Annotated in this window: 16 protein-coding genes and 1 pseudogene; 13 read left to right on the top strand and 4 right to left on the bottom strand. The window is 69.1% G+C overall.

Going from position 1 to position 19279, the window contains the following annotated elements; translation table 11 throughout:
• From IE107_RS36315 to IE107_RS33535, 6 genes and pseudogenes are all read left to right on the top strand, one after another.
• Positions 1-68 (top strand): annotated as a pseudogene (locus IE107_RS36315) (transglycosylase SLT domain-containing protein); the annotation flags it as partial.
• Positions 69-160: 92 nt separating this feature from the next.
• Positions 161-586 carry a GNAT family N-acetyltransferase gene (locus tag IE107_RS33555; RefSeq protein WP_189548133.1) on the top strand — a complete coding sequence of 142 codons (426 nt, stop codon included), beginning with the start codon at positions 161-163 and terminating at the stop codon, positions 584-586.
• Positions 587-759: 173 nt separating this feature from the next.
• A complete protein-coding gene (locus tag IE107_RS33550; RefSeq protein WP_189548132.1) occupies positions 760-2097 on the top strand; it encodes a hemolysin family protein in 1338 nt (445 codons plus the stop codon).
• Entirely contained in the window at positions 2094-3113 is a 1020-nt protein-coding gene (locus tag IE107_RS33545; protein ID WP_189548131.1) for a hemolysin family protein, read from the top strand. The genes IE107_RS33550 and IE107_RS33545 overlap by 4 nt, the downstream gene beginning before the upstream one ends.
• 90 nt (positions 3114-3203) lie before the next feature.
• The gene (locus tag IE107_RS33540) at positions 3204-4052 is read left to right on the top strand and encodes an SGNH/GDSL hydrolase family protein (RefSeq protein ID WP_189548130.1); all 849 of its coding nucleotides are present in this window, start codon (positions 3204-3206) and stop codon (positions 4050-4052) included.
• Between the two features lie 422 nt (positions 4053-4474).
• Entirely contained in the window at positions 4475-5263 is a 789-nt protein-coding gene (locus IE107_RS33535) for an IclR family transcriptional regulator (RefSeq protein ID WP_189548129.1), read from the top strand.
• Between the two features lie 66 nt (positions 5264-5329).
• On the opposite strand, the gene IE107_RS33530 is transcribed toward IE107_RS33535, so the two are convergent.
• On the bottom strand, positions 5330-7630 hold the full coding sequence (locus IE107_RS33530) for an FAD-dependent oxidoreductase (RefSeq protein ID WP_189548128.1): 2301 nt from the start codon (positions 7628-7630) through the stop codon (positions 5330-5332).
• 435 nt (positions 7631-8065) lie between these two features.
• Between IE107_RS33530 and IE107_RS33525 the strand changes: the two genes are divergently transcribed.
• From IE107_RS33525 to mug, 6 genes are all read left to right on the top strand, one after another.
• Positions 8066-8995: a carbohydrate ABC transporter permease gene (locus IE107_RS33525; protein WP_189548127.1), complete on the top strand. Its 930-nt coding sequence runs from the start codon at positions 8066-8068 to the stop codon at positions 8993-8995.
• Positions 8992-9912 carry a carbohydrate ABC transporter permease gene (locus IE107_RS33520; protein ID WP_189548126.1) on the top strand — a complete coding sequence of 307 codons (921 nt, stop codon included), beginning with the start codon at positions 8992-8994 and terminating at the stop codon, positions 9910-9912. Before IE107_RS33525 ends, IE107_RS33520 begins: the two co-directional genes overlap by 4 nt.
• A gap of 67 nt (positions 9913-9979) precedes the next feature.
• The gene (locus IE107_RS33515) at positions 9980-11281 is read left to right on the top strand and encodes a sugar ABC transporter substrate-binding protein (protein ID WP_189548125.1); all 1302 of its coding nucleotides are present in this window, start codon (positions 9980-9982) and stop codon (positions 11279-11281) included.
• 222 nt (positions 11282-11503) lie between these two features.
• A complete protein-coding gene (locus IE107_RS33510; RefSeq protein WP_189548124.1) occupies positions 11504-12808 on the top strand; it encodes a BNR-4 repeat-containing protein in 1305 nt (434 codons plus the stop codon).
• 377 nt (positions 12809-13185) lie between these two features.
• Positions 13186-14628 carry an adenylosuccinate lyase gene (purB, locus tag IE107_RS33505; protein ID WP_189548123.1) on the top strand — a complete coding sequence of 481 codons (1443 nt, stop codon included), beginning with the start codon at positions 13186-13188 and terminating at the stop codon, positions 14626-14628.
• A 19-nt stretch (positions 14629-14647) separates the two neighbouring features.
• Positions 14648-15220: a G/U mismatch-specific DNA glycosylase gene (gene mug, locus IE107_RS33500; protein WP_189548122.1), complete on the top strand. Its 573-nt coding sequence runs from the start codon at positions 14648-14650 to the stop codon at positions 15218-15220.
• Positions 15221-15574: 354 nt separating this feature from the next.
• Here mug and IE107_RS33495 read toward each other — a convergent pair whose 3' ends face one another.
• The 3 genes from IE107_RS33495 to IE107_RS33485 all read right to left on the bottom strand — a co-directional run bounded on the left by IE107_RS33495 (position 15575) and on the right by IE107_RS33485 (position 17790).
• The gene (locus tag IE107_RS33495) at positions 15575-16012 is read right to left on the bottom strand and encodes a hypothetical protein (RefSeq protein ID WP_189548121.1); all 438 of its coding nucleotides are present in this window, start codon (positions 16010-16012) and stop codon (positions 15575-15577) included.
• Positions 16013-16111: 99 nt separating this feature from the next.
• Entirely contained in the window at positions 16112-16849 is a 738-nt protein-coding gene (locus IE107_RS33490) for an ABC transporter permease (protein ID WP_189548120.1), read from the bottom strand.
• Positions 16850-16851: 2 nt separating this feature from the next.
• On the bottom strand, positions 16852-17790 hold the full coding sequence (locus tag IE107_RS33485) for an ATP-binding cassette domain-containing protein (RefSeq protein ID WP_189548119.1): 939 nt from the start codon (positions 17788-17790) through the stop codon (positions 16852-16854).
• A 107-nt stretch (positions 17791-17897) separates the two neighbouring features.
• Here IE107_RS33485 and IE107_RS33480 point away from each other — a divergent pair, with 107 nt between their 5' ends.
• Positions 17898-19091 (top strand): sensor histidine kinase, encoded by a 1194-nt coding sequence (locus IE107_RS33480; protein WP_189548118.1) that lies wholly within the window; start codon positions 17898-17900, stop codon positions 19089-19091.
• Positions 19092-19279: the final 188 nt, after the last annotated feature.

Below are 19279 nucleotides of genomic sequence, written 5' to 3'. Positions count from 1 at the left end.
TCACCGCGGCCGCCAACTACGCCGCCGACCGCTACGGATCCATCGACAACGTCAACTCCGCCTACTGACACACGGATTCACGAATTCACGGAATCACCGAGCCACTGTCCGGTGCCGAAATCGTTCGCTCAACGGATCAGCGCTCTGCTTGGCTCACCCCATGAGTGATCTCCACATCCGCTGCGCCGACCTGACCCACATCGACGCCGTACTGCGGTTCTGGCACGAAGCCGCCGAAGGAACGAGCATCAGCGACGACCACGACGGGGTGGCCCGGCTCATCTCCCGGGACCCCGGAGCCCTGCTGCTGGCGGACCGCGACGGCCGCCTCGTGGGAAGCGTCATAGCGGGATTCGACGGCTGGCGCTGCTCCGTCTACCGGCTGGCCGTGCACCCCGACTGTCGTCGGCAAGGTATCGCCACCGCCTTGATGGAGGCGGCGGAACAGCGATTCCTCGACCTGGGCGGGCGACGGGTCGACGCCATGGTCCTGGAAGCCAACGAACGGGCGCACCACACATGGGCCGCGGGCGGCTACCAACGCGAGGATCACTGGCGGCGCTGGGTCAAGCCGCTCACGGACTGAGAGATCCACCGGGAGACCGGGCCACTTTGCCGATCCTTTACTATGGGTCTCCTCCTGTCCGATCCTTCCGAAAGGTGTGAGCGTCCGCCCATGGGCGAGCCTCCGAGTAGTCGACATCCTCGGCACCGAGCAATCCTCCTGCCCCTGCCCGATCATGGGACGGAGGTGAACCGATGACCGAAGTGCTCCTCCTGCTCGTGGCAGTGCTGCTCTCGCTGGCCTGCGGCGGCTTCGTCGCGGCCGAGTTCTCTCTCACGACGGTCGAGCGCGGCCAGCTCGAACGCGCCGTCGAGCGGGGTGAGCGGGGTGCGGCGAGCGCCATGAAGGCCGTACGCAGCCTCACCTTCCAGCTCTCCGGCGCTCAGCTCGGCATCACCGTCACCAACCTCGTGGTCGGCATGCTCTCCGAACCGTCCATCGCGAAACTGATCCGCGGTCCGGTGGAGGCGGTGGGCCTGTCCCCCGGCGTCGCGTCCTCGGTGGCCCTCGTGCTGGGAACGGCGCTTTCCACCGTGTTCCTGATGATCGTCGGTGAGCTCGTCCCCAAGAACTGGGCGATCTCCTCCCCGCTCGCCGTGGCGAAGACCGTGGCCGCACCTCAGCGGGCCTTCACCGCCGTGTTCCGGCCCTTCATCAGCCATCTCAACAACACCGCCAACCGGACCGTGCGCCGCCTCGGCCTGGAACCGGCCGAGGAGCTGGCCTCCGCGCGCAGCCCGCAGGAGCTGGCTGCGCTGGCCCGGCACAGCGCGAAGGAAGGGGCACTGGAAGCGGACACGGCGGAGCTGTTCGTCCGCACGCTGAACCTGGCGGAACTGACGGCGGAGAACGTGATGACTCCTCGGGTCCAGGTCACCGCGCTGGAGGTGCAGGCGACGGCCGAGGACATCGCGAACGCCACCCGGGCGACGGGCCTGTCCCGTTTCCCCGTCTACCGAGGCAGCCTGGACACCGTCGTCGGTGTTGCGCACATCAAGGACGTGCTGGCGATCCCCGCCGAGCAGCGGTCCCGTACACGCGTCTCGGAGATGCTGCGCGAACCCCTGCTCGTGCCCGAGACCCTCACGGTGGACCGGCTGCTGGACCAGCTGTCCGGCAAACTCGCGATGGCCGTCGTCATCGACGAGTACGGCGGCACGGCGGGCGTCGTGACGCTGGAGGACATCGTCGAGGAGGTGGTCGGTGAGGTGCGCGACGAGCACGACCCGCACGAGACCGCGGACCTCGCACCGGCCGGCGAGGACACCGACGGACGGGCCCTGTGGTCGGCCGACGGCGCTGCACGCATCGACCGGCTGAAGACGATCGGACTGCGGGTGCCGGACGGACCGTACGAGACACTCGCCGGGCTCATCGCCACCGAGGTCGGCCGGATCCCCGCCGTGGGTGACACGGTCGAGCTGGCGGACTGGCGGATCGACGTGGTCGACGCGTCCGGACGCCGCGCCGCACGGGCCCTGCTGCACGCGCCGCTGCCCGGTGACGACGAGCAGACGGAGGACGCACGGTGATCGCCGTCCAGCTCTTCATCGGACTGATGACCCTGGTCGTCAACGCCTTCTTCGTCGGGGCGGAGTTCGCGCTGATCTCCGTACGCCGCAGCCAGATCGAGCCGGCGGCCGAGGCCGGGAACAGGCGGGCGCGGAGCGTCGTCTGGGGCCTCGAACACGTATCGGCGCTGCTCGCGGCAGCCCAGCTCGGCATCACCCTGTGCACCCTGGTGCTCGGTATCGTCGCCGAGCCGGCCTTCGCGCATCTGCTGGAACCCGTCTTCGACGCGGTGGGTGTGCCGCACGAACTGATCCATCCGATCTCGTTCGTGATTGCGCTGTCCGTGGCGACGTATCTCCACATGCTCCTCGGTGAGATGGTGCCGAAGAACATCGCGCTGGCCGAGCCGGTACGTGCCGCGCTGCTGCTCGGGCCACCGCTGGTGGCCCTCGCCAGGGCCCTGCGCCCGGTGATCTTCGCGATCAACGCCTTCGCCAACGCCCTGCTCAAGATCCTTCGGGTCGAGGCGAAGGGCGAGGTGACCGCCACGTTCTCCGACGACGAACTGGCGCGGCTGGTGACGGACGCGGGCGACGCCGGACTGGTCGACGACCGCTCCGCCGAGCGGCTGCGCCACGCCCTTGAGCTGGGTCGTCGCCCGGTGCGGGAAGTGGCGATGCCGGTGGACCGGGTCACGTACGCCAGGATCGGGACCACGCCGGAGCAACTGGAACAGCTCTCGTACCGGACCGGATTCTCGCGCTTTCCCGTGATGGACGACGAGCAACGCATCCTGGGCTACCTCCATGTCAAGGACGCTCTCGACGCCACCCCGCGCGATGTCCCCTTCCCGGTGACGGCGATGCGCCCCATCGCCCGGGTCCGGGCCGACACACCGCTCGACGACGTCCTGACCGCGCTGCGGCGCAGCCGTACGCACCTGGCGGCGGTTCTCGACGCGGACGACCGGCTGGCCGGAATGGTCACGATGGAGGACGTGCTCCGCGAACTGGTGGGGCGCTCGAAGGCACGGTGAGGGGCGCGGGGGCGCGGCACGGCATCCGGCCGCGCCCCCGGGGCCGGACTCCGGAAGAGGCCGGACCCACCGCGATACGATCGCATCGCCATGGAAACAATTGCCTCCTACAACAGTCTCGTCGCGGTAGGCGACTCGTTCACCGAGGGCATGTCGGACCTGCTGCCCGACGGTTCGTACCGCGGCTGGGCCGATGTCCTCGCGGGGCGGCTGGCCGTCCGTACGCCGGGCTTCCGATACGCGAACCTCGCCGTACGGGGCAAGCTGATCGGCCAGATCGTCGACGAGCAGGTCGGTGTGGCCGCCGCCATGCGGGCCGATGTCGTCACGCTCGTCGGCGGACTCAATGACGCGCTGCGGCCCAAGTGCGACATGGGCATGGTCCGCGGACGGCTCGAAGAGGCCGTGGAACGGCTCGCACCCTCGTGCGAGAAGCTCGTGCTGATGCGAAGCCCGGGGCGCAACGGCCCGGTGATGGAGCGTTTCCGTCCGCGGATGGAGGAGCTGTTCTCCCTGGTCGACGACTTGGCGGCCCGGCACGACGCGGTGATCGTCGACCTGTACGGGGCACCGGTCCTGGGCGATCCCCGGTTGTGGGACGTCGACCGGCTGCATCTGACGGCCGACGGCCACCGCAGGGTGGCCGAGGCGGTCTGGCAGACGCTGGGACTGCCCGCGGAGAACGACTGGCGTTCACCGCTGCCGACCGCCGTACCGCCCAAGTGGGCCCGGCGACGCGTCGAGGACCTCCGCTTCGCCCGCGAGCACCTGATGCCGTGGATAGGCCGACGGCTGACCGGCCGCTCCTCCGGAGACGGACGCTCCGGCGCCCAGTACAGCGCCGAGCTGGGGAGGGCCTTCTGGGTCACCCCCGAGGAGACCCACGCTCCCGGCCCCGTGGCGACATGGCGCCGGGTCGACCCGGACCCGCTCCCGTAGCACCTCTCGCACCGGTCCCCGGCACCGGCCGGCACGGACAGCCCCGGGCCGGAGCGCCTTCTGCAGATCAACCACTGATCGTCTCTCGCAGATTCTCCCTGCCGGCCGCGGCCCCGTGGGAACGTCCCACGGGGTCGCGGCCGTCCGCAGCTCTTCGACTTCCACATGGCCGTACCTGGCCTCCGTGAAGGCTGCGTTGCCCGGCCTCGGCGAAGGCGGCGTCGGCGTGCCCCGCCCGGCGGCCAGGACGACATCCGGCAGACCGTTCATGGCGGGGTGGTTGCGCCACGAGCACCGCGCGCCGCACGGTGAACCACCCGCATACATTCCGGCCACGAGCTGACGGATTTCAAGAACGGCGCTCGGATCGACGCGATATGCTGATGCAGATTGTGCAAGCCGTTTGCAAAATGAGGAGGGTCATGGCAACGCGGGCAACCGACGCCGGGACGAACCAGAGCGTCGAACGAGCGGTCTCGGTGCTGCGCGCACTCGACTCCGGCCGTCCGGAACTGCGCGTCTCCGACGTCGCCGAACTCACCGGACTGGGCTCCTCCACCACCTCCCGGCTTCTGTCCACCCTCGAGCGCCTCGACATGGTCGAACGCGACCCCGTCAGCAACCTCTACCGGCTCAGCCTCGGCATCCTCCCGCTCGCCGCCACCGCCACCAATCGTCACCCCGTCCACCGTGCCGCCCGCATGGTCCTCCAGGACCTCGCCACCCGCACCGGGCTCGGGGCCAACGTCGCCGTCCGCCGCGGGACCGAGCTGATGTTCCTGTGCAATTTCGAGGGAACCCGCGCCCCCAAGTCCTACACACAGGCCGGACACACCGCCCCGCTGCACGCCACCAGCATCGGCAAATGCCTCCTCACCGGCCTCACGCCCAAGGAGCGCCGCAAGCTGCTGCCCGAACCGCTCGTGGCGCACACCGAGTACACGACCACCAGCCACGACCTCCTCGACACCGAGATCGACACCGTGCGCCGCACCGGCTACGCCATCGAAGCCGAAGAACGCGCCCTGGGCCGCGCTTCCCTCGCCGCCCCCGTCCGCGACGCCTCGGGGGACGTCGTCGCCGCCATCTCCCTGTGGGGCCCCACCTCCCTCCTCGGCAACCACACCGAATCCGAAGGGCAGCGCCGCGCTCTCACCCGCGAGGTCATCGAAGCCGCCGACGCCATCAGCCAAGCACTCGGCGCCCTCTGAATCACACAAACGAAGGGGCCCGGTGAAGGTCGAACGACCTTCACCGGGCCCCTTCCCCCTGCGTGGCTACGCGCCGTACGCCTTGAACGCGATCACGTGCGCGTGCCGCGCCCCGTGCGTCGCGTCCACCACGAGCCGCAGCGCATCGGTGCGCACCGGCCCGCCGTCCGCACCCTTCAGCTCGTGCACGCGGTGGCGGCGGCGGTTGCCCGCCACGGTCAGCAGCGTGTGCCAGGTGCCGTCGGGCTCGCGGCTCTGGATGCGGTAATCGCGGACCAGTTCCGGCATGACCTCGAACAAGGTCCGGTGGCGGTGCAGGTTGTTCAGGTACTCGTCGACGTCGTCGTCGAACACCACGCGTGCTTCGGTGAGCTGCTGCCCCTCGTCCCAGTCGAGGCACAGCCACTGCGCGGCCCGGTCCGGGTCGGGCAGCAGCTCGGACGACCACATCTGCGGCCCTCCGTAGGCGCGCTGGAAGCCGCCGACGGCCCGCTCGGGCAGGAACGCGGCGGTGTCCGGGGTCGCGCGGAAGGCGAAGGTCCGGCGCCGCAGGCCGCGGGCCTGCCACTCCAGGACCAGTTGGCCTTCCTCTTCCGGTATGTCGTGGTCGACGGCCGCGTCTCCTTCGACCCTGCTGCGCAGTGCGAGAACGCCGTCGGTGCGCTCCGGGACGAGGACCAGTGCCGTGTCCGGGCAGGCGCGCACGATCAGTACGACGTTCTGCGGGGTGTCCGGGCGGTGGTCGAATCGGGCCGTGACCCAGTGGGGGCCGTCGGCCGGTACGGTCAACGTGGTGCTGAGCACGTGGTCGACGGGGACCGCGTTCTCGGGGCGGCCGGTGCTCCACAGTTCCACGGTGAGTTCGCTTCTCCGCTCGCCCGGGGCACCGTGGACGAGCAGGTCGACCGTGTCGAGTGCCGGGTCCACCGGCAGCAGCAGCGCGAGGTCACGGGTGAGCGGGTACCGCTCTCCGGGCGCGGCCGTCGTGGGCTCTGCGGCCAGCCGGCTCAGGTGCGAGGATGCACTGACGCGGGCTGTGCGCGCCAGGTTGTCGGGGTCGTCGTCGGACAGGCCGATGACCGAGGCGTCCTGCCGTAGCAGGGCCCGCCGCACCAGCTCGGGGTGTTCGGCGGCGAGTTCGCGCGGGCCGATGTTCTCAGCGACGCACAGCGCGGCGGCCGTGCCCGCGGCCTCGCCGAGCGTGGCGCAGGTCGCCATGACACGGGTGGCGCCGAAGGCGACGTGGGTGGCGGAGATGTTGCGCCCGGCGAACAGGAGGTTCGTGACGTTCGCCGAGTACAGGGAGCGCAGCGGGATGTGGAAGATGCCGTCCGCATAGCGCTGGCGGGCGCCGGGCTCGTCGGCGTACATGCCCTGCACCGGATGGAGGTCCACGGACCAGCCGCCGAACGCGATCCGGTCCTCGAACTGCCGCTGCTCCAGGATGTCCTGCTGGGTCAGTACGTGGTCGCCGAGGAAGCGGCGGTACTCACGCTTGCCGGGGAGGCTGCCGACCCACTCCAGCGTCAGGTTCTCGGCGTCCGGGAATTCGCCGGAGTTCTTGATGTGGTCCCAGATGCCCATGATCACGGCCTGGAGTTCGTCTCGGATGCGCTCGTTGTCGTGGACGGTGTCCAGCTCGCCGCCCCACTCGATCCACCAGTAGTCGCAACCGTTGTCGCCGGTGCGCAGGACACGGTTGCGCAGGATGGGCGTGGTGGTGAGGTCCTTGGCGTGGGCGGGCGGCACGAACTTGACCGGGTGGCCCATGTCCTTGGTGTGGAACAGGATCGTCGAGCCGAGCAGCGCCTCGTCCGCGTCGTCGGGCGCCCAGGGCTCGTCGAACTCGTCGCGCCCCTCGCGGCCGATGCGGTAGCGCGCACCGGCGAGGTGGCCGAGCAGGCCGTCGCCGGTGCAGTCGAGGAACTGCCGGGCGTGAAAGGTGATACGCCGCTCGGAGCCCATCATCCAGCCTGTGCAGGAGTGCACCTCGCGTGCGTCCTCCGGGCCGCTGGCGGCGACCTCCCGTACATCGGTGTTGAGGTACAGGTCGATGCCCGGTTCGGCCCGGACGGCGTCGAGGACCACCTGGTCCCAGTAGTACGGGTTGCCCTCGGGGTTGCGGTACTGGTTCTCGGTGTACAGCTCGCCCATGATGCCGGTCTCGCGGGCCCAGCGTTGCACGCCGTGGGCCGTGGCACCGCAGACCCAGACCCGGACCTCGCTGCTGGCGTTGCCGCCGAGGACGGGCCGGTTGTTGACCAGGGCGACGCGTCGGCCGAGGCGGGCCGCGGCAATGGCCGCACAGGTCCCCGCCAGGCCGCCGCCGATGACGGCGATGTCGTAATGGACCTCTTCTTCCCGCACGGAGCGGCCTCCTTGATGTGATGCTCGGATGCTCTCCGCCGCAGCGGAGCGCCTTGAACGTACATCACATGCATATTGTGCAACCACTGTTCGACCAGTGGGATTTGTTGTAGGTTTCCAGCGCAGCCGACGACATCGCCGCCGTGGGCCATCAGCGAAGCTCATGGCACGTGCGGCGACTTCGCCGGTTTTGCATAGAACCGGCGATTCACCGACCTAGAGGGTTGACGCCGTCGCACGATATGGAGAACGATCCCGCATGCTGCAACTTGCGTTCAACGGAGCATGCATGGCATTCACACAGGGCCTTGGCCGAAGCAAGGGACGGGGCGGCTCATCGCTCACACCCGGCCGCGTCGCATCCGCCTGCCCCCGCACGGCCCCGCGTGCCACGCCCTGCACCAACGCTCCCGCCCCGTTCGAGAGGACACACCCATGAGTACGGCCGCACCTCCACAGAAGGCCGCTCCACACCGTGAGCGGACCGGCGGACGGCTCTCCAACGGCGCGTTCGCACTGCTGCTGACCGCACCGGGGCTCGCCCTGTTCGCGACGATCATCATCTACCCGCTGGTGTCGGCGCTGTTCACCGGCTTCTTCAAGCAGGACCTGCGGCTGCCGGGCCGCGAGTTCGTCGGCCTGGACAACTTCACCTACTGGCTGGACGGCGACTTCCTCACGATCCTCAAGCAGACACTGGTCTTCACCGTCGGAGCGACGATCGTCCCCTTCGTGGTCGGCTTCGCGCTCGCGCTCGCGCTGAACTCGGGCCTGAAGGGCAGCGGCTTCCTGCGCGGACTGTTCCTCTTCCCGTGGGTGATCCCGGGCGTGGTGGTCTCCTTCCTGTGGATGTGGATCTTCAACGCGAACTACGGCGTGCTGAACGGCATCCTCATGAAGGCGGGGATCATCGAGGAGTCCGTCTCCTGGCTCGGCCAGCCCGGCACCGCCATGCTCGCCGTCATCGTCACCAAGACCTGGGCGAGCTTCCCCTGGATGATGGTGATGCTCCTGGCCGGTCTGCAGACCGTGCCCAAGGAACTGCACGAGGCGGCCTCGATGGACGGGGCGGGCTCGATCCGCCGCTTCTTCGCCGTGACCTGGCCGCAGGTCCGCGGTGTCGCCTCGATCGTGCTGCTGCTCGAGTTCATCTGGAACTTCCAGCATTTCGACACCATCTACGTACTCACCGGCGGCGGCCCGGCCGGCGCCACCGAGACCTTCGCGACCGCCGTGTACCAGACCGCCTTCAAGGGCTTCGACATCGGCCGGGCGACCGCGCTGGGCGGCCTGTGGATGCTGCTTCTGCTCGTCCTCGTCGCCGTCTACCTCAGGATCACCGAGCGGAAGGGCGACGCCCGATGACCACCACGACCTCCACCCCGCTGTCCGGCACCGACCGGCTGAGGACATCCGCCCCACCCGCGAGGCACGCCAGGCGGCGCCGGATGCGCAAGGACCTGCTGCGCTCGCGGATCGTCGCCTGGACCGCCGTCCTGGTGATCGGCGCCTTCGGCATGCTGCCGGTCTACTGGCTGCTGGCCACCGCCCTGAGCAGCCCCGAGCAGACCTTCCAGTTCCCGCCGAAGCTCATACCGACCGACATCACCTTCAGCAACTTCACGGCCCTCGCCGAGAACGACCAGCTGATCACGTACCTGGTCAACTCACTCATCGTGGCTTCGATCACCGCCGTGCTGAGCGTGGTCGTCGCCACGTACATGGGGTATTCGTTCTCCAAGTTCCGCTACCGCGGGCGACGCTCGCTGATGCACCTGGTGCTGGCCTCCCAGATGTTCCCCCAGGCGCTCCTGCTGGTGACGCTGTACGCCGTGTTCTCCAGCTTCGGCCTGCTGAACACGTACACCGCCCTGGTGCTGTCCTTCACCACGTTCACGATGCCGTTGTGCGTCTGGATGCTGAAGGGCATCTTCGACACCATCCCGGACGCCCTGCTGGAGGCCGCATCCATCGACGGCGCTTCCCGGTGGCGGACGCTGCACTCCATCGTGGCGCCGCTGGCCGCACCCGGGATGATCGCCGCCGGCCTGTTCGCGTTCGTCCGCGGCTGGAACGACTTCATCTTCGCGGTGACGCTGGCCGACAAGGAGAAGCAGACCCTGCCGCCCGGTCTCGTCTCCACCTACATCGGTGAGTTCCAGACCGCCTGGCCCGAACTGATGGCCGCCTCGCTGGTGGTGTCCGTGCCGGTGGTCGTCGCCTTCATGTTCCTCCAGCGCTACCTCGTCGGCGGGATGACCGCCGGTTCCGTCAAGAGCTGAGCCCTCGGGAACCGCCCGCTCCTCCCCCACGCACGTCCTCTCCCACCCACTCCCCCATGGAGACATCATGACCACCTCTGGCATCAGCCGGCGCGGCGCGCTGCGCATGTTCGGCATCGGCGCTCTCGGTGTGGCCGGCGCCGGTGTGCTGGGCGCCTGCGCACCGTCGGGCGCCAGCACCTCCTCCAACGGAGGCGACACGAAGTCCAAGGACTTCGACTTCACCTCCTGGTCGCTCAACGAGGAGGCCGCCAAGCCCTCGATCGAGAAGATCATCGCGGCGTGGGAGAAGTCCGAGAACTCCAAGATCCGCGCGGTCTCGTACCCGTACAACGAGTACCTGAGCCAGCTCACCCTCAAGCTCGGCGGCGGGGAGACGACCGGCGCGGTGCACCTCGACATCGCCTGGCTCGCCGCGGTGGCGCAGATGGGCAAGCTCGCCGACCTCGGTTCCGCGGCCATGAAGGGCGGCTACACGAACGTGGCGCTGGACAGCGGCATGTACGACGGCAAGCAGTACGGCCTGCCGTGGAACACCGGCTCGATCGGCGTGATCGCCAACTCCAAGCTCCTGGAGAAGGCAGGCATCAAGAAGCACCCCACCACCGTCGAGGAGTTCGAGGACGCGCTGCGGGAGCTGAAGGGGCTCGGCGGCGGTGTCGTGCCCTACGCCGCAGCCACCAAGGTCGCGCAGCTCAAGGACATCTTCCCGTGGATGCAGACCTTCGGCTGCACGCTCCTGGAGGAAAACAAGGTGACCATCGGCGACGACGCCTCCATCGACGCGGTCACCTGGTACAAGAAGCTGCACGACGAGAAGCTGATCGCCGCGGACGTGGACCGCTTCGACGCGCGCGCCCTGTTCGGGCAGGGCAAGGCCGCCTTCTACGACGACGCCATCATCGGCAAGGGCGTGACCGCGGCCCAGTCCAAGGACAAGACGCTGGCCGACGCGATGCAGCCGATGAAGCGGCCGGTGCTGCGCGCCGGTGACACCCCGCAGGCGCTGCTGTGGGGCGGTGTGATCGCGGTCGTCAAGGGCAAGGGGCAGGACGCGGCGACGGAGTTCGCGCTGCACACCACCTCCGACCGCGCCACCACCACCGAGTACTTCGCTGCCCGCGCCCTGCCGCCGTCCACTACGGCGGGCCTGGCCGACCCGAAGGTCGCGCAGGACACCTTCACCACCGAGTGGACCGAGAAGATCACCGATACGGCGACCGGCAGCCCGTTCTGGCAGTTCGCGCGGAACGCCCAGATCGAGGAGGCCGTGGCCAAGCAGGTGCAGGCCGTGCTGGTCGGCAAGTCGAAGCCGAAGGAAGCGATGAAGAAGGCCGCGGAGGAAGTCACCGACCTCATCAAGCGCTGAGCCGACGCACGGCAGACCGGGGCCCGGTGAAGGCGGAACAGCCTTCACCGGGCCCCTCGCCATGCTGCACACGTCATCCCTCACACGTATCTCGTATCCGTATTACGCAATCCCTATTCACGATCTGGGATCTGCTGTAAGTTTCCGCCGCAGCGGAAGGGGTGGACCCACCTTCGGGCTGCTCCCGTTCGCCTCACCATCACGCCCGCGAAGGAGTTCACCTTGCGACGTCCCACGGCACGCGCGTACACCGCCCCGGCTGCGGCTCTGGCTGCCCTGCTCACGCTCGTCCCGGCCGCCCAGGCCGACAGCACGGACCTGACGGCAGCCGCGACAACGGTGATCGAGAAGGTTCCGTACGCGATGGACTCGTCGAACCAGGCCGCCTGGTGGACGCCGGCCGCCACGTACAAGGGCCGCGGTCAGTACACGTACTTCGCCTTCAACGAGCCCGGCTCGACGGCCGCCACGCACCGCCCTGCCGTCGCGCGGCGCGACCCGGACGGGGTCTGGAGCCGTCTGCCGCTGCTCGACAAGAGCGGACAGCAGGCCGAGTTCGCCGACGACAACGGCCACAACCAGCCGTCGATCGCGCGCGACGGCAGCGGCCGACTGCACGTGTTCGCCTCCATGCACGCCGACGCCTGGCGCTACTTCCGCACCGAAGCCCCCGGCGGGGACATCACGGACCACGCGGCCGAACTGCCCGACCAGGGCGTGGGCATCACCTACCCGATCGTGACCACCGCACCCAACGGCGATCTGTACCTGGCCGCCCGCGTCGGCGCCGGGGCCGACCGGCGTCCCGGCAAGCTGTACCGCTGGGACAACGCCGCCGCACGCTGGAGCGTGGTCGCCACCTTCGCCGACGCGCTGAACCGTTCCGTGTACCCCGACGACCTGGCGGTGGACGCCGCCGGACGCGTGCACCTCCTGTACGAGTGGGCCAAGGCCCCGGCGACCGGGTTCCGGCACCAGCTCTCCTACCTGCGCTACGACCCGTCCGCCGGCACCTTCACCGACAGCGCGGGGGCGTCCGTCACCACCCCGGTGACACCCGGCACGTCCGACGTGATCCAGGACCTCACCGCGGGTGAGGAGTGGAGCATCGACAACGCCTACACGGGCCCGGCGGTACAGAGCGCCAAACTCACCCTGGACGGCTGCGCCCCGAAGATCGCCTACCGCTACCGCTCGGCCGACAGCGGTGGCAACTTCCGCGTGTACTACGCGTATCCGAGCGGCAGCGACTGGGTCAGCAAGACCGTGTACGCCGGTGGCCAGACCGCCGCGGCCCTCGGCATCACCTGGGACGAGACGGACACCAAGCGGATCTACTACGTCACCGGCTCGGGCACCGACCGCGTCTTCGTCGCGACGCAGTCGGCGGACGGAACCTGGACCGCGCAGTCCGCCGCGCCGGGCGTGGGCGCGGACCGGCTCGCGGTGCGGCGGGACTCGGACGGAAACGATGTGCTGTACCTGCCGGACACCGCGCACAACGCCCTCTACTACGGACTCCGTTAGAACCCTGCACATCGGCCGCATCACACGTTTCGCCACCGGTTCGTCGCTCCACGTGATCGAACCCGCGCACGCGAAGGCAGAGGGAGCGGGACCACGGCGCTGCCCGCCGCCGGACGCCGCACACCACCGCACACCGCCGCGGCCCGTCGCTCCACGAAGTCCCGCCGGACATCCGGCGGGACTTCGTCGTCCCACACGCTCACAAGAGCTGCGCCTCAAGGCCCGGCGGTGCTGGAATCTCCGGCTCGGGGCAGTCCCGTCTCGCACGCGTCTCGCACGCTGCACCTGAGACGGTGGCCCAGGAGCCTCTGACCTGGACCTTATGGGGGAGGTGGACGCTCACGAACAGCTCAAGACGGCAGGTAAGCTCTGGACACGTGACTGCTGTGTCTGCGAAGCCTCGCATCCCCAATGTCCTGGCCGGCCGCTACGCCTCCACGGAGCTGGCCGTCCTCTGGTCCCCCGAGCAGAAGGTGAAGCTGGAACGCCGACTGTGGCTGGCGGTGCTGCGCGCTCAGAAGGACCTCGGGATCGAGGTGCCGGACGCCGCGCTCGCCGACTACGAACGTGTCATCGACCAGGTGGACCTGGCCTCGATCGCCGAGCGCGAGAAGGTCACCCGGCATGACGTCAAGGCCCGGATCGAGGAGTTCAACGCCCTCGCCGGGCACGAGCAGGTCCACAAGGGCATGACCTCCCGGGACCTCACGGAGAACGTGGAGCAGCTGCAGATCCGGCTCTCCCTGGAACTGGTGCGCGACCGCACGGTGGCGGTCCTGGCCCGGCTCGGCAAGCTGGCGGGTGAGTACCGCGAGCTGGTCATGGCCGGTCGCTCCCACAATGTCGCCGCGCAGGCGACCACGCTCGGCAAGCGCTTCGCTACCGCGGCCGACGAGCTCCTGGTGGCGTACGGGCGCCTCGAGGACCTGCTGGACCGCTACCCGCTGCGCGGCATCAAGGGCCCCGTGGGAACCGCGCAGGACATGCTCGACCTGCTGGGCGGCGACGCCGGGAAGCTCGCCGACCTCGAACAGCGCATCGCCGCGCACCTCGGGTTCGCGCAGGCCTTCACATCCGTCGGCCAGGTCTACCCGCGCTCGCTCGACTACGACGTGGTGACCGCGCTGGTCCAGCTGGCTGCGGCGCCCTCGTCGGTCGCCAAGACGATCCGTCTCATGGCCGGGCACGAGCTGGTGACCGAGGGCTTCAAGCCGGGCCAGGTCGGCTCCTCCGCGATGCCGCACAAGATGAACACCCGGTCCTGCGAGCGCGTCAACGGCCTGATGGTGATCCTGCGCGGCTACGCGTCCATGACGGGCGAGCTGGCGGGCGACCAGTGGAACGAGGGCGACGTGTCGTGCTCCGTGGTCCGCCGGGTGGCGCTCCCGGACGCCTTCTTCGCGTTCGACGGTCTGCTGGAGACCTTCCTGACGGTGCTCGACGAGTTCGGCGCGTTCCCGGCCGTCGTCGCCCGTGAGCTGGACCGCTACCTCCCGTTCCTCGCCACGACCAAGGTGCTGATGGGCGCGGTGCGCGCCGGCGTCGGCCGTGAGGTCGCCCACGAGGCGATCAAGGAGAACGCGGTCGCCTCGGCCCTGGCCATGCGCGAGCAGGGCGCCGAGCGCAACGAGCTGCTCGACAAGCTGGCCGCCGACGACCGCATCCCGCTGGACCGCGCGCAGCTCGACGCGCTGATGGCCGACAAGCTGTCCTTCACCGGGGCGGCGGGCGACCAGGTCACCGCGCTGATCTCCCGTATCGAGGAGATCGCCAAGCAGCACCCCGAGGCCGCCGCATACACGCCGGGCTCCATCCTCTGACGGCCTCGCCCACAGTCGGATGACGCCCGAAGAGCTCCAGGCCGCCCGCGACAGCACGGTTCCCGATGTGGTCGCGGGCGGCCTGCGTGTGCTGTTCTGCGGGATCAACCCGAGCCTGATGACGGGGGCAACCGGCCACCACTTCGCCCATCCCGGCAACCGGTTCTGGCCGGTGCTCCATCGGTCCGGCTTCACCCCTCAGCAATTGAAGCCGGCCGAGCAGGCCGAACTGCTGCGATACGGGCTCGGCATCACCAACGTGGTCGCCCGGGCCACCGCCCGGGCGGACGAGCTGTCCGCCGAGGAGTTCCGGGAGGGCGGGCAGATCCTGGCAGCCAAGGTCGAGGAGCTGCGACCGCAGTGGCTGGCGGTCGTAGGGGTCACGGCGTATCGCACGGCCTTCGGCAAGCGAACTGCCCGTATCGGTCCGCAGAGCCACACGATCGGCGGAGCCCACGTCTGGGTCCTGCCCAACCCCAGCGGCCTGAACGCCCACTGGACCGCTCAGACGATGGCCGAGGAGTACGGACGCCTCCTTACCCGCGTCGACCACAACACCGCCGCTCCCGCCACCCCCGCCGATATACCTTGACGCCTGCCGCCCGTGCCTGCGCGCGCACCTGTGCCGGTGCGGTGCCGGCGCCTCTGTGCAGTGCCTGTTGTTGCGGCGCCTGCACCTGCGCCGGTGGCTGTTGTAACGGTGCCTGCACCTGCTCGTGCGCAAAGGCTCGTCGCTCCGGACCGCAAGCTGCCCCGCCGCGTCCGCCGCTCAGCACCCGATGGCTGCGTACCGGCGGCCGCAAGCCGGTGGCCGCCGTCCATGCCTTGCACCACGCCCTCGGTCACCTAACCTCACCTCCCCCGAGCCGGGGCCGGGCAAGCGCCCCCAATCCCCCGATCCCGCGGGCGGCTTCATGCTCGTCCGGCGGACAGCAGTCCGCTCATGTCACGGCGGATCGATCTCCGTCACCACCACGTTCAGCTCACACCCCGGTCCTTCCTCCTCCAGGTAGAGCCCGATGCCGAGCCACCGGTCCTCGATCTTCCAGAGCTGGAGATATTCGCAACCCGCGACCGTCTCGGTCCATGCCTCCGGTATCTCGTCGCCGGCGATCATCCGCTCCTGTGCGCTCCACAGGCTGATCGTCTGCGGCTCCCCCCAGCGCCTGGCCAGCATCGTCAGCAGTACGTCATGCTCTGCCAGGCACTGGGCCCGGTGCGCCAGTCTCCGCACCTCGTCGTCGTCCCAGTGGTCGACGTCCGCGTGCAGGGACGCCGTGTGATACCCGGGCCCGCTGACTCCCGAGCCTGACCGGGTGCGCTCCGTGGGAAAGTCCGAGGTGCGCATCGCGTCGATGAGGCGAAGGTGATGTGCGGTGGTCATGCCTGCCAGTAAACCGTCCGGCACTGACAACCGCCCCTCGCCCCTGGACTTTGAAGCGCTTTCAGCCGTCCTGCTCCATACGAAAATCGGGGCAGCAGGCTATGCGTCCCTGCGCCGGATCGCCCACCACCCGGCCAGCAGCGCGGCCGCTGCCCAAGCTGCGGTCACCGCGAGCCCACCCCACGGCCCCAGGCTTCCTCCGGGGTTCTGGTGGAGCACCAACTGTCCTGCCCGGTCGGGCAGATATTGCGCGGCTCCGCCCGCGACGTCGCCGACCACGAAGGAGACTATGAGCACGAACGGGATGAGCAGGCTGAGCACAGCTACCGCGCTGCGCAGCAGCGCCGTCAGTCCGGCCGCGAACAGGGCCATCAGCGCCAGATATATTCCGCCCCCGAAGGCTGCCCGCAGAGCGCCCGGCTCCCCCAGGTCGATCGCGTACTTGCCCATGAACAGCTGCCCCACAAGGAAGGCGCTGAAGCTGGTGACGAGGCCGATGACCAACGCCGGCACCCCCACCAGGGCGACCTTGGCAGCGTAGAAGAGGTTGCGGCGCGGAACAGCGGCCAGCGATATCCGCAGGGCTCCGTTGAGGAACTCGGAGGAGAGCGCGGTCGCCCCGAAGCTGATGGCGGCGATCTGGCCGAAATTCAATGCGTAGAAGGCGTCGAAGACGGGCTCCGCGTCGGCGTTGTCCGCCTCGGCCTGGCCGACGGTGGAGAAGGCGAGCAAGGTGATGGCGAGGGTCACGACGAGGACGGCTATCAGGGAGCCCACGACGGACCGGACCGATCTCATCTTGATCCACTCGGAGCGCAGCACTGCGGTGGTCGACATGGTCAGTCCTCCTGACGGTTGGCGGATGAGGTCGACGCCGATGCGAATTCCGCGGCGTCGGCGGTGAGGTCGAGGTAGGCCTGTTCCAACGTGGCCTGCTCGTCGGCCAGTTCGAGGACAGGAATGCCTTCGGTCGCGGCTATCGCGCCGATTTCCCCGGCCTTCGCGCCCTCGACGGTCCAACAGCCGTCGTCTTCCTGCGCGGGCTCGTATCCCTTGCGGATCAAGGCGTCCCGCAGCCGCGTGGACTCGGTCGTGCGCACCCGAGCACGCGGCCTGCTGCGGGAATCCAGGAATTCCTGCATCGGCAGGTCGGCGAGGAGCCGGCCCCGGCCCAGAATCACGAGGTGGTCGGCGAACGACGAGGTCTCGTTCATCAGATGGCTGGAGACCAGGACCGTCCGTCCCTCGCGAGCGAGCCGCTTCATCAGCTCCCGGATCCAGATGATGCCTTCCGGGTCGAGACCGTTGGACGGCTCGTCCAGCATCACGACCTCCGGGTCGCCCAGCAGCGCGGCCGCTATACCCAGTCGCTGTCGCATGCCGAGTGAGAAGGTCTTGATCCGGGCTCCGCCGACCGCGCCGAGGCCTGCCTCCTCCAGAACCTCCTCGACTCTGCGCGCACCGAGGCCGTTGCTGGCCGCCAGGGCCAGCAAGTGGTTCCGCGCGGTACGCGCGCCATGAGCGGCCTGGGCATCCAGCAAGGCGCCGACCCGGCGCAGCGGATCGCCGAACGTGGGGTAGAGCTGCCCGCCGATCGTGGCCGTGCCGCCGGTGGGCCGGTCGAGGCCGAGAACAAGTCGCATGGTGGTGGACTTGCCTGCGCCGTTGGGGCCGAGAAAACCGGTGACGCGCCCGGGTCGCACACTGAACGTGAGGTTGTCCACTGCACGGGTCGTACCGAATTCCTTGGTGAGTTCATGGACGTCGATGCTGGTCATGTCCCAAGCCTCGCGGCCGCACGTGGCCTCTCGCCTCCCCCGCAGGCGGGAATCATCTCCCTCTCTCGGGGGAGCCGCCGTGCCCACGTGGCTGACACGATGGCTGCATGTTCCGCCTCCTGCGCCCGCTCGCCTCATCCGTCACCTACACCCGGTGGCTGCATCTCCTCGTCCCTGGTGCGGGCTACAGCGTGTGGATGTTCATCTCGCCCACTTCCCCATGGGCGCCCATGGTCTTCGCTGTACCGATCGGCTTGTTGCCCGGTATGCGGCTGGCCGAGGGGGTGCAGGCACAACTTCTTCTCGCGCCGGATCAGCGAGGCAGACCTGATGCCACTATCTCGGCGGCCTCGGCGGCCACTTGGTCCGATCGCTGGAGAACCGTGTTGTGGCTGGAGACACGAATGCTGCTCGCCATTCCCGTGGGGTACGCGACGGTGTGGCTGCTGGCAACCGCGGTGGATCTCGTCCTCACCGCCTGCGGCAACGGCCCGAGCGATCAATGGCTGGTTCGCGGGGTCGATCCGCACTGGTGGTACACCCTGTTCGTCCCCCTGCCTCTCCTGGCACTGCTCGCACTCGTCGTGTTGAGCGGCCGCCTGATCACCGAGGCCGCCAAGGGGCTTCTCGGCCCCTCGCCGGTGCAGCGGCTGACCGCTCTGGAGGAACGCACCGAGCAGTTGCTGGAGCGCAATCGCATCGCACGTGAGCTGCACGACTCGATCGGGCACGCGTTGACGGTCGCAGTCGTGCAGGCCGGCGCGGCCCGGGCAGCGGGTGACCCCGGGTTCACCGAACGGGCCCTGGCCGCGATCGAGGAGACGGGCCGGGACGCGCTCGACGATCTGGAGCGGGTTCTGCGGGTACTGCGCGAATCCGGACCGCCGGTGGGGCAGCGGCCGACGCTCGCTGAAGCGGACCGGCTCCTGGACTCCGCGCGCGGGTCGGGCGCGAAGATCGACGCCGATGTATCAGGTCCGCTGGAGCGGGTTCCGGGCGCGGTCTCCCGCGAGGGGTATCGCATCCTTCAGGAGTCACTCACCAATGTGCTGCGTCATTCCGGTACGGTCCCCGTCCGTGTACGGATCAACGTCGCCGACAGCCGACTGGAGCTGGAGGTGACCAATCCGCTCAGTGACTCGACAGAAGATTCGACAGCTGTGCCGGGCAGTGGGAGCGGGCTGCGGGGCATCCGGGAGCGGGCAGCTCTGCTGGGGGGAAAGGCCGAGACGGGGCCGCACAAGGGTGAATGGCGCGTTCACGCGAAGCTTCCGCTGGACGGCTTGAGGATTGCCCCTTGACGTGCTCCCTGGTCTAAAGCCCAGGGATTCCGGCCTGGGTCGTGTGACCCTTCCGGGGGCTTCCTGCTTCACCGCGCTGCGCGGGCACGGATGCCCGTCTTACCGGCGCTTCACAGGCGTTTGGCGTCTCCGCCCGTCCGGCGGCGACGATGCGGCGTCCTTCGAAGAGGACGTTGCGTGCTGCGCTG

Origin of the sequence: Streptomyces gelaticus (assembly GCF_014649535.1) — a bacterium.
GTDB classification, from domain to species: domain Bacteria; phylum Actinomycetota; class Actinomycetes; order Streptomycetales; family Streptomycetaceae; genus Streptomyces; species Streptomyces gelaticus.
The sequence above is the reverse complement of the archived record's forward strand: the minus strand, read 5'-3'. Positions and strand labels throughout refer to the sequence as shown.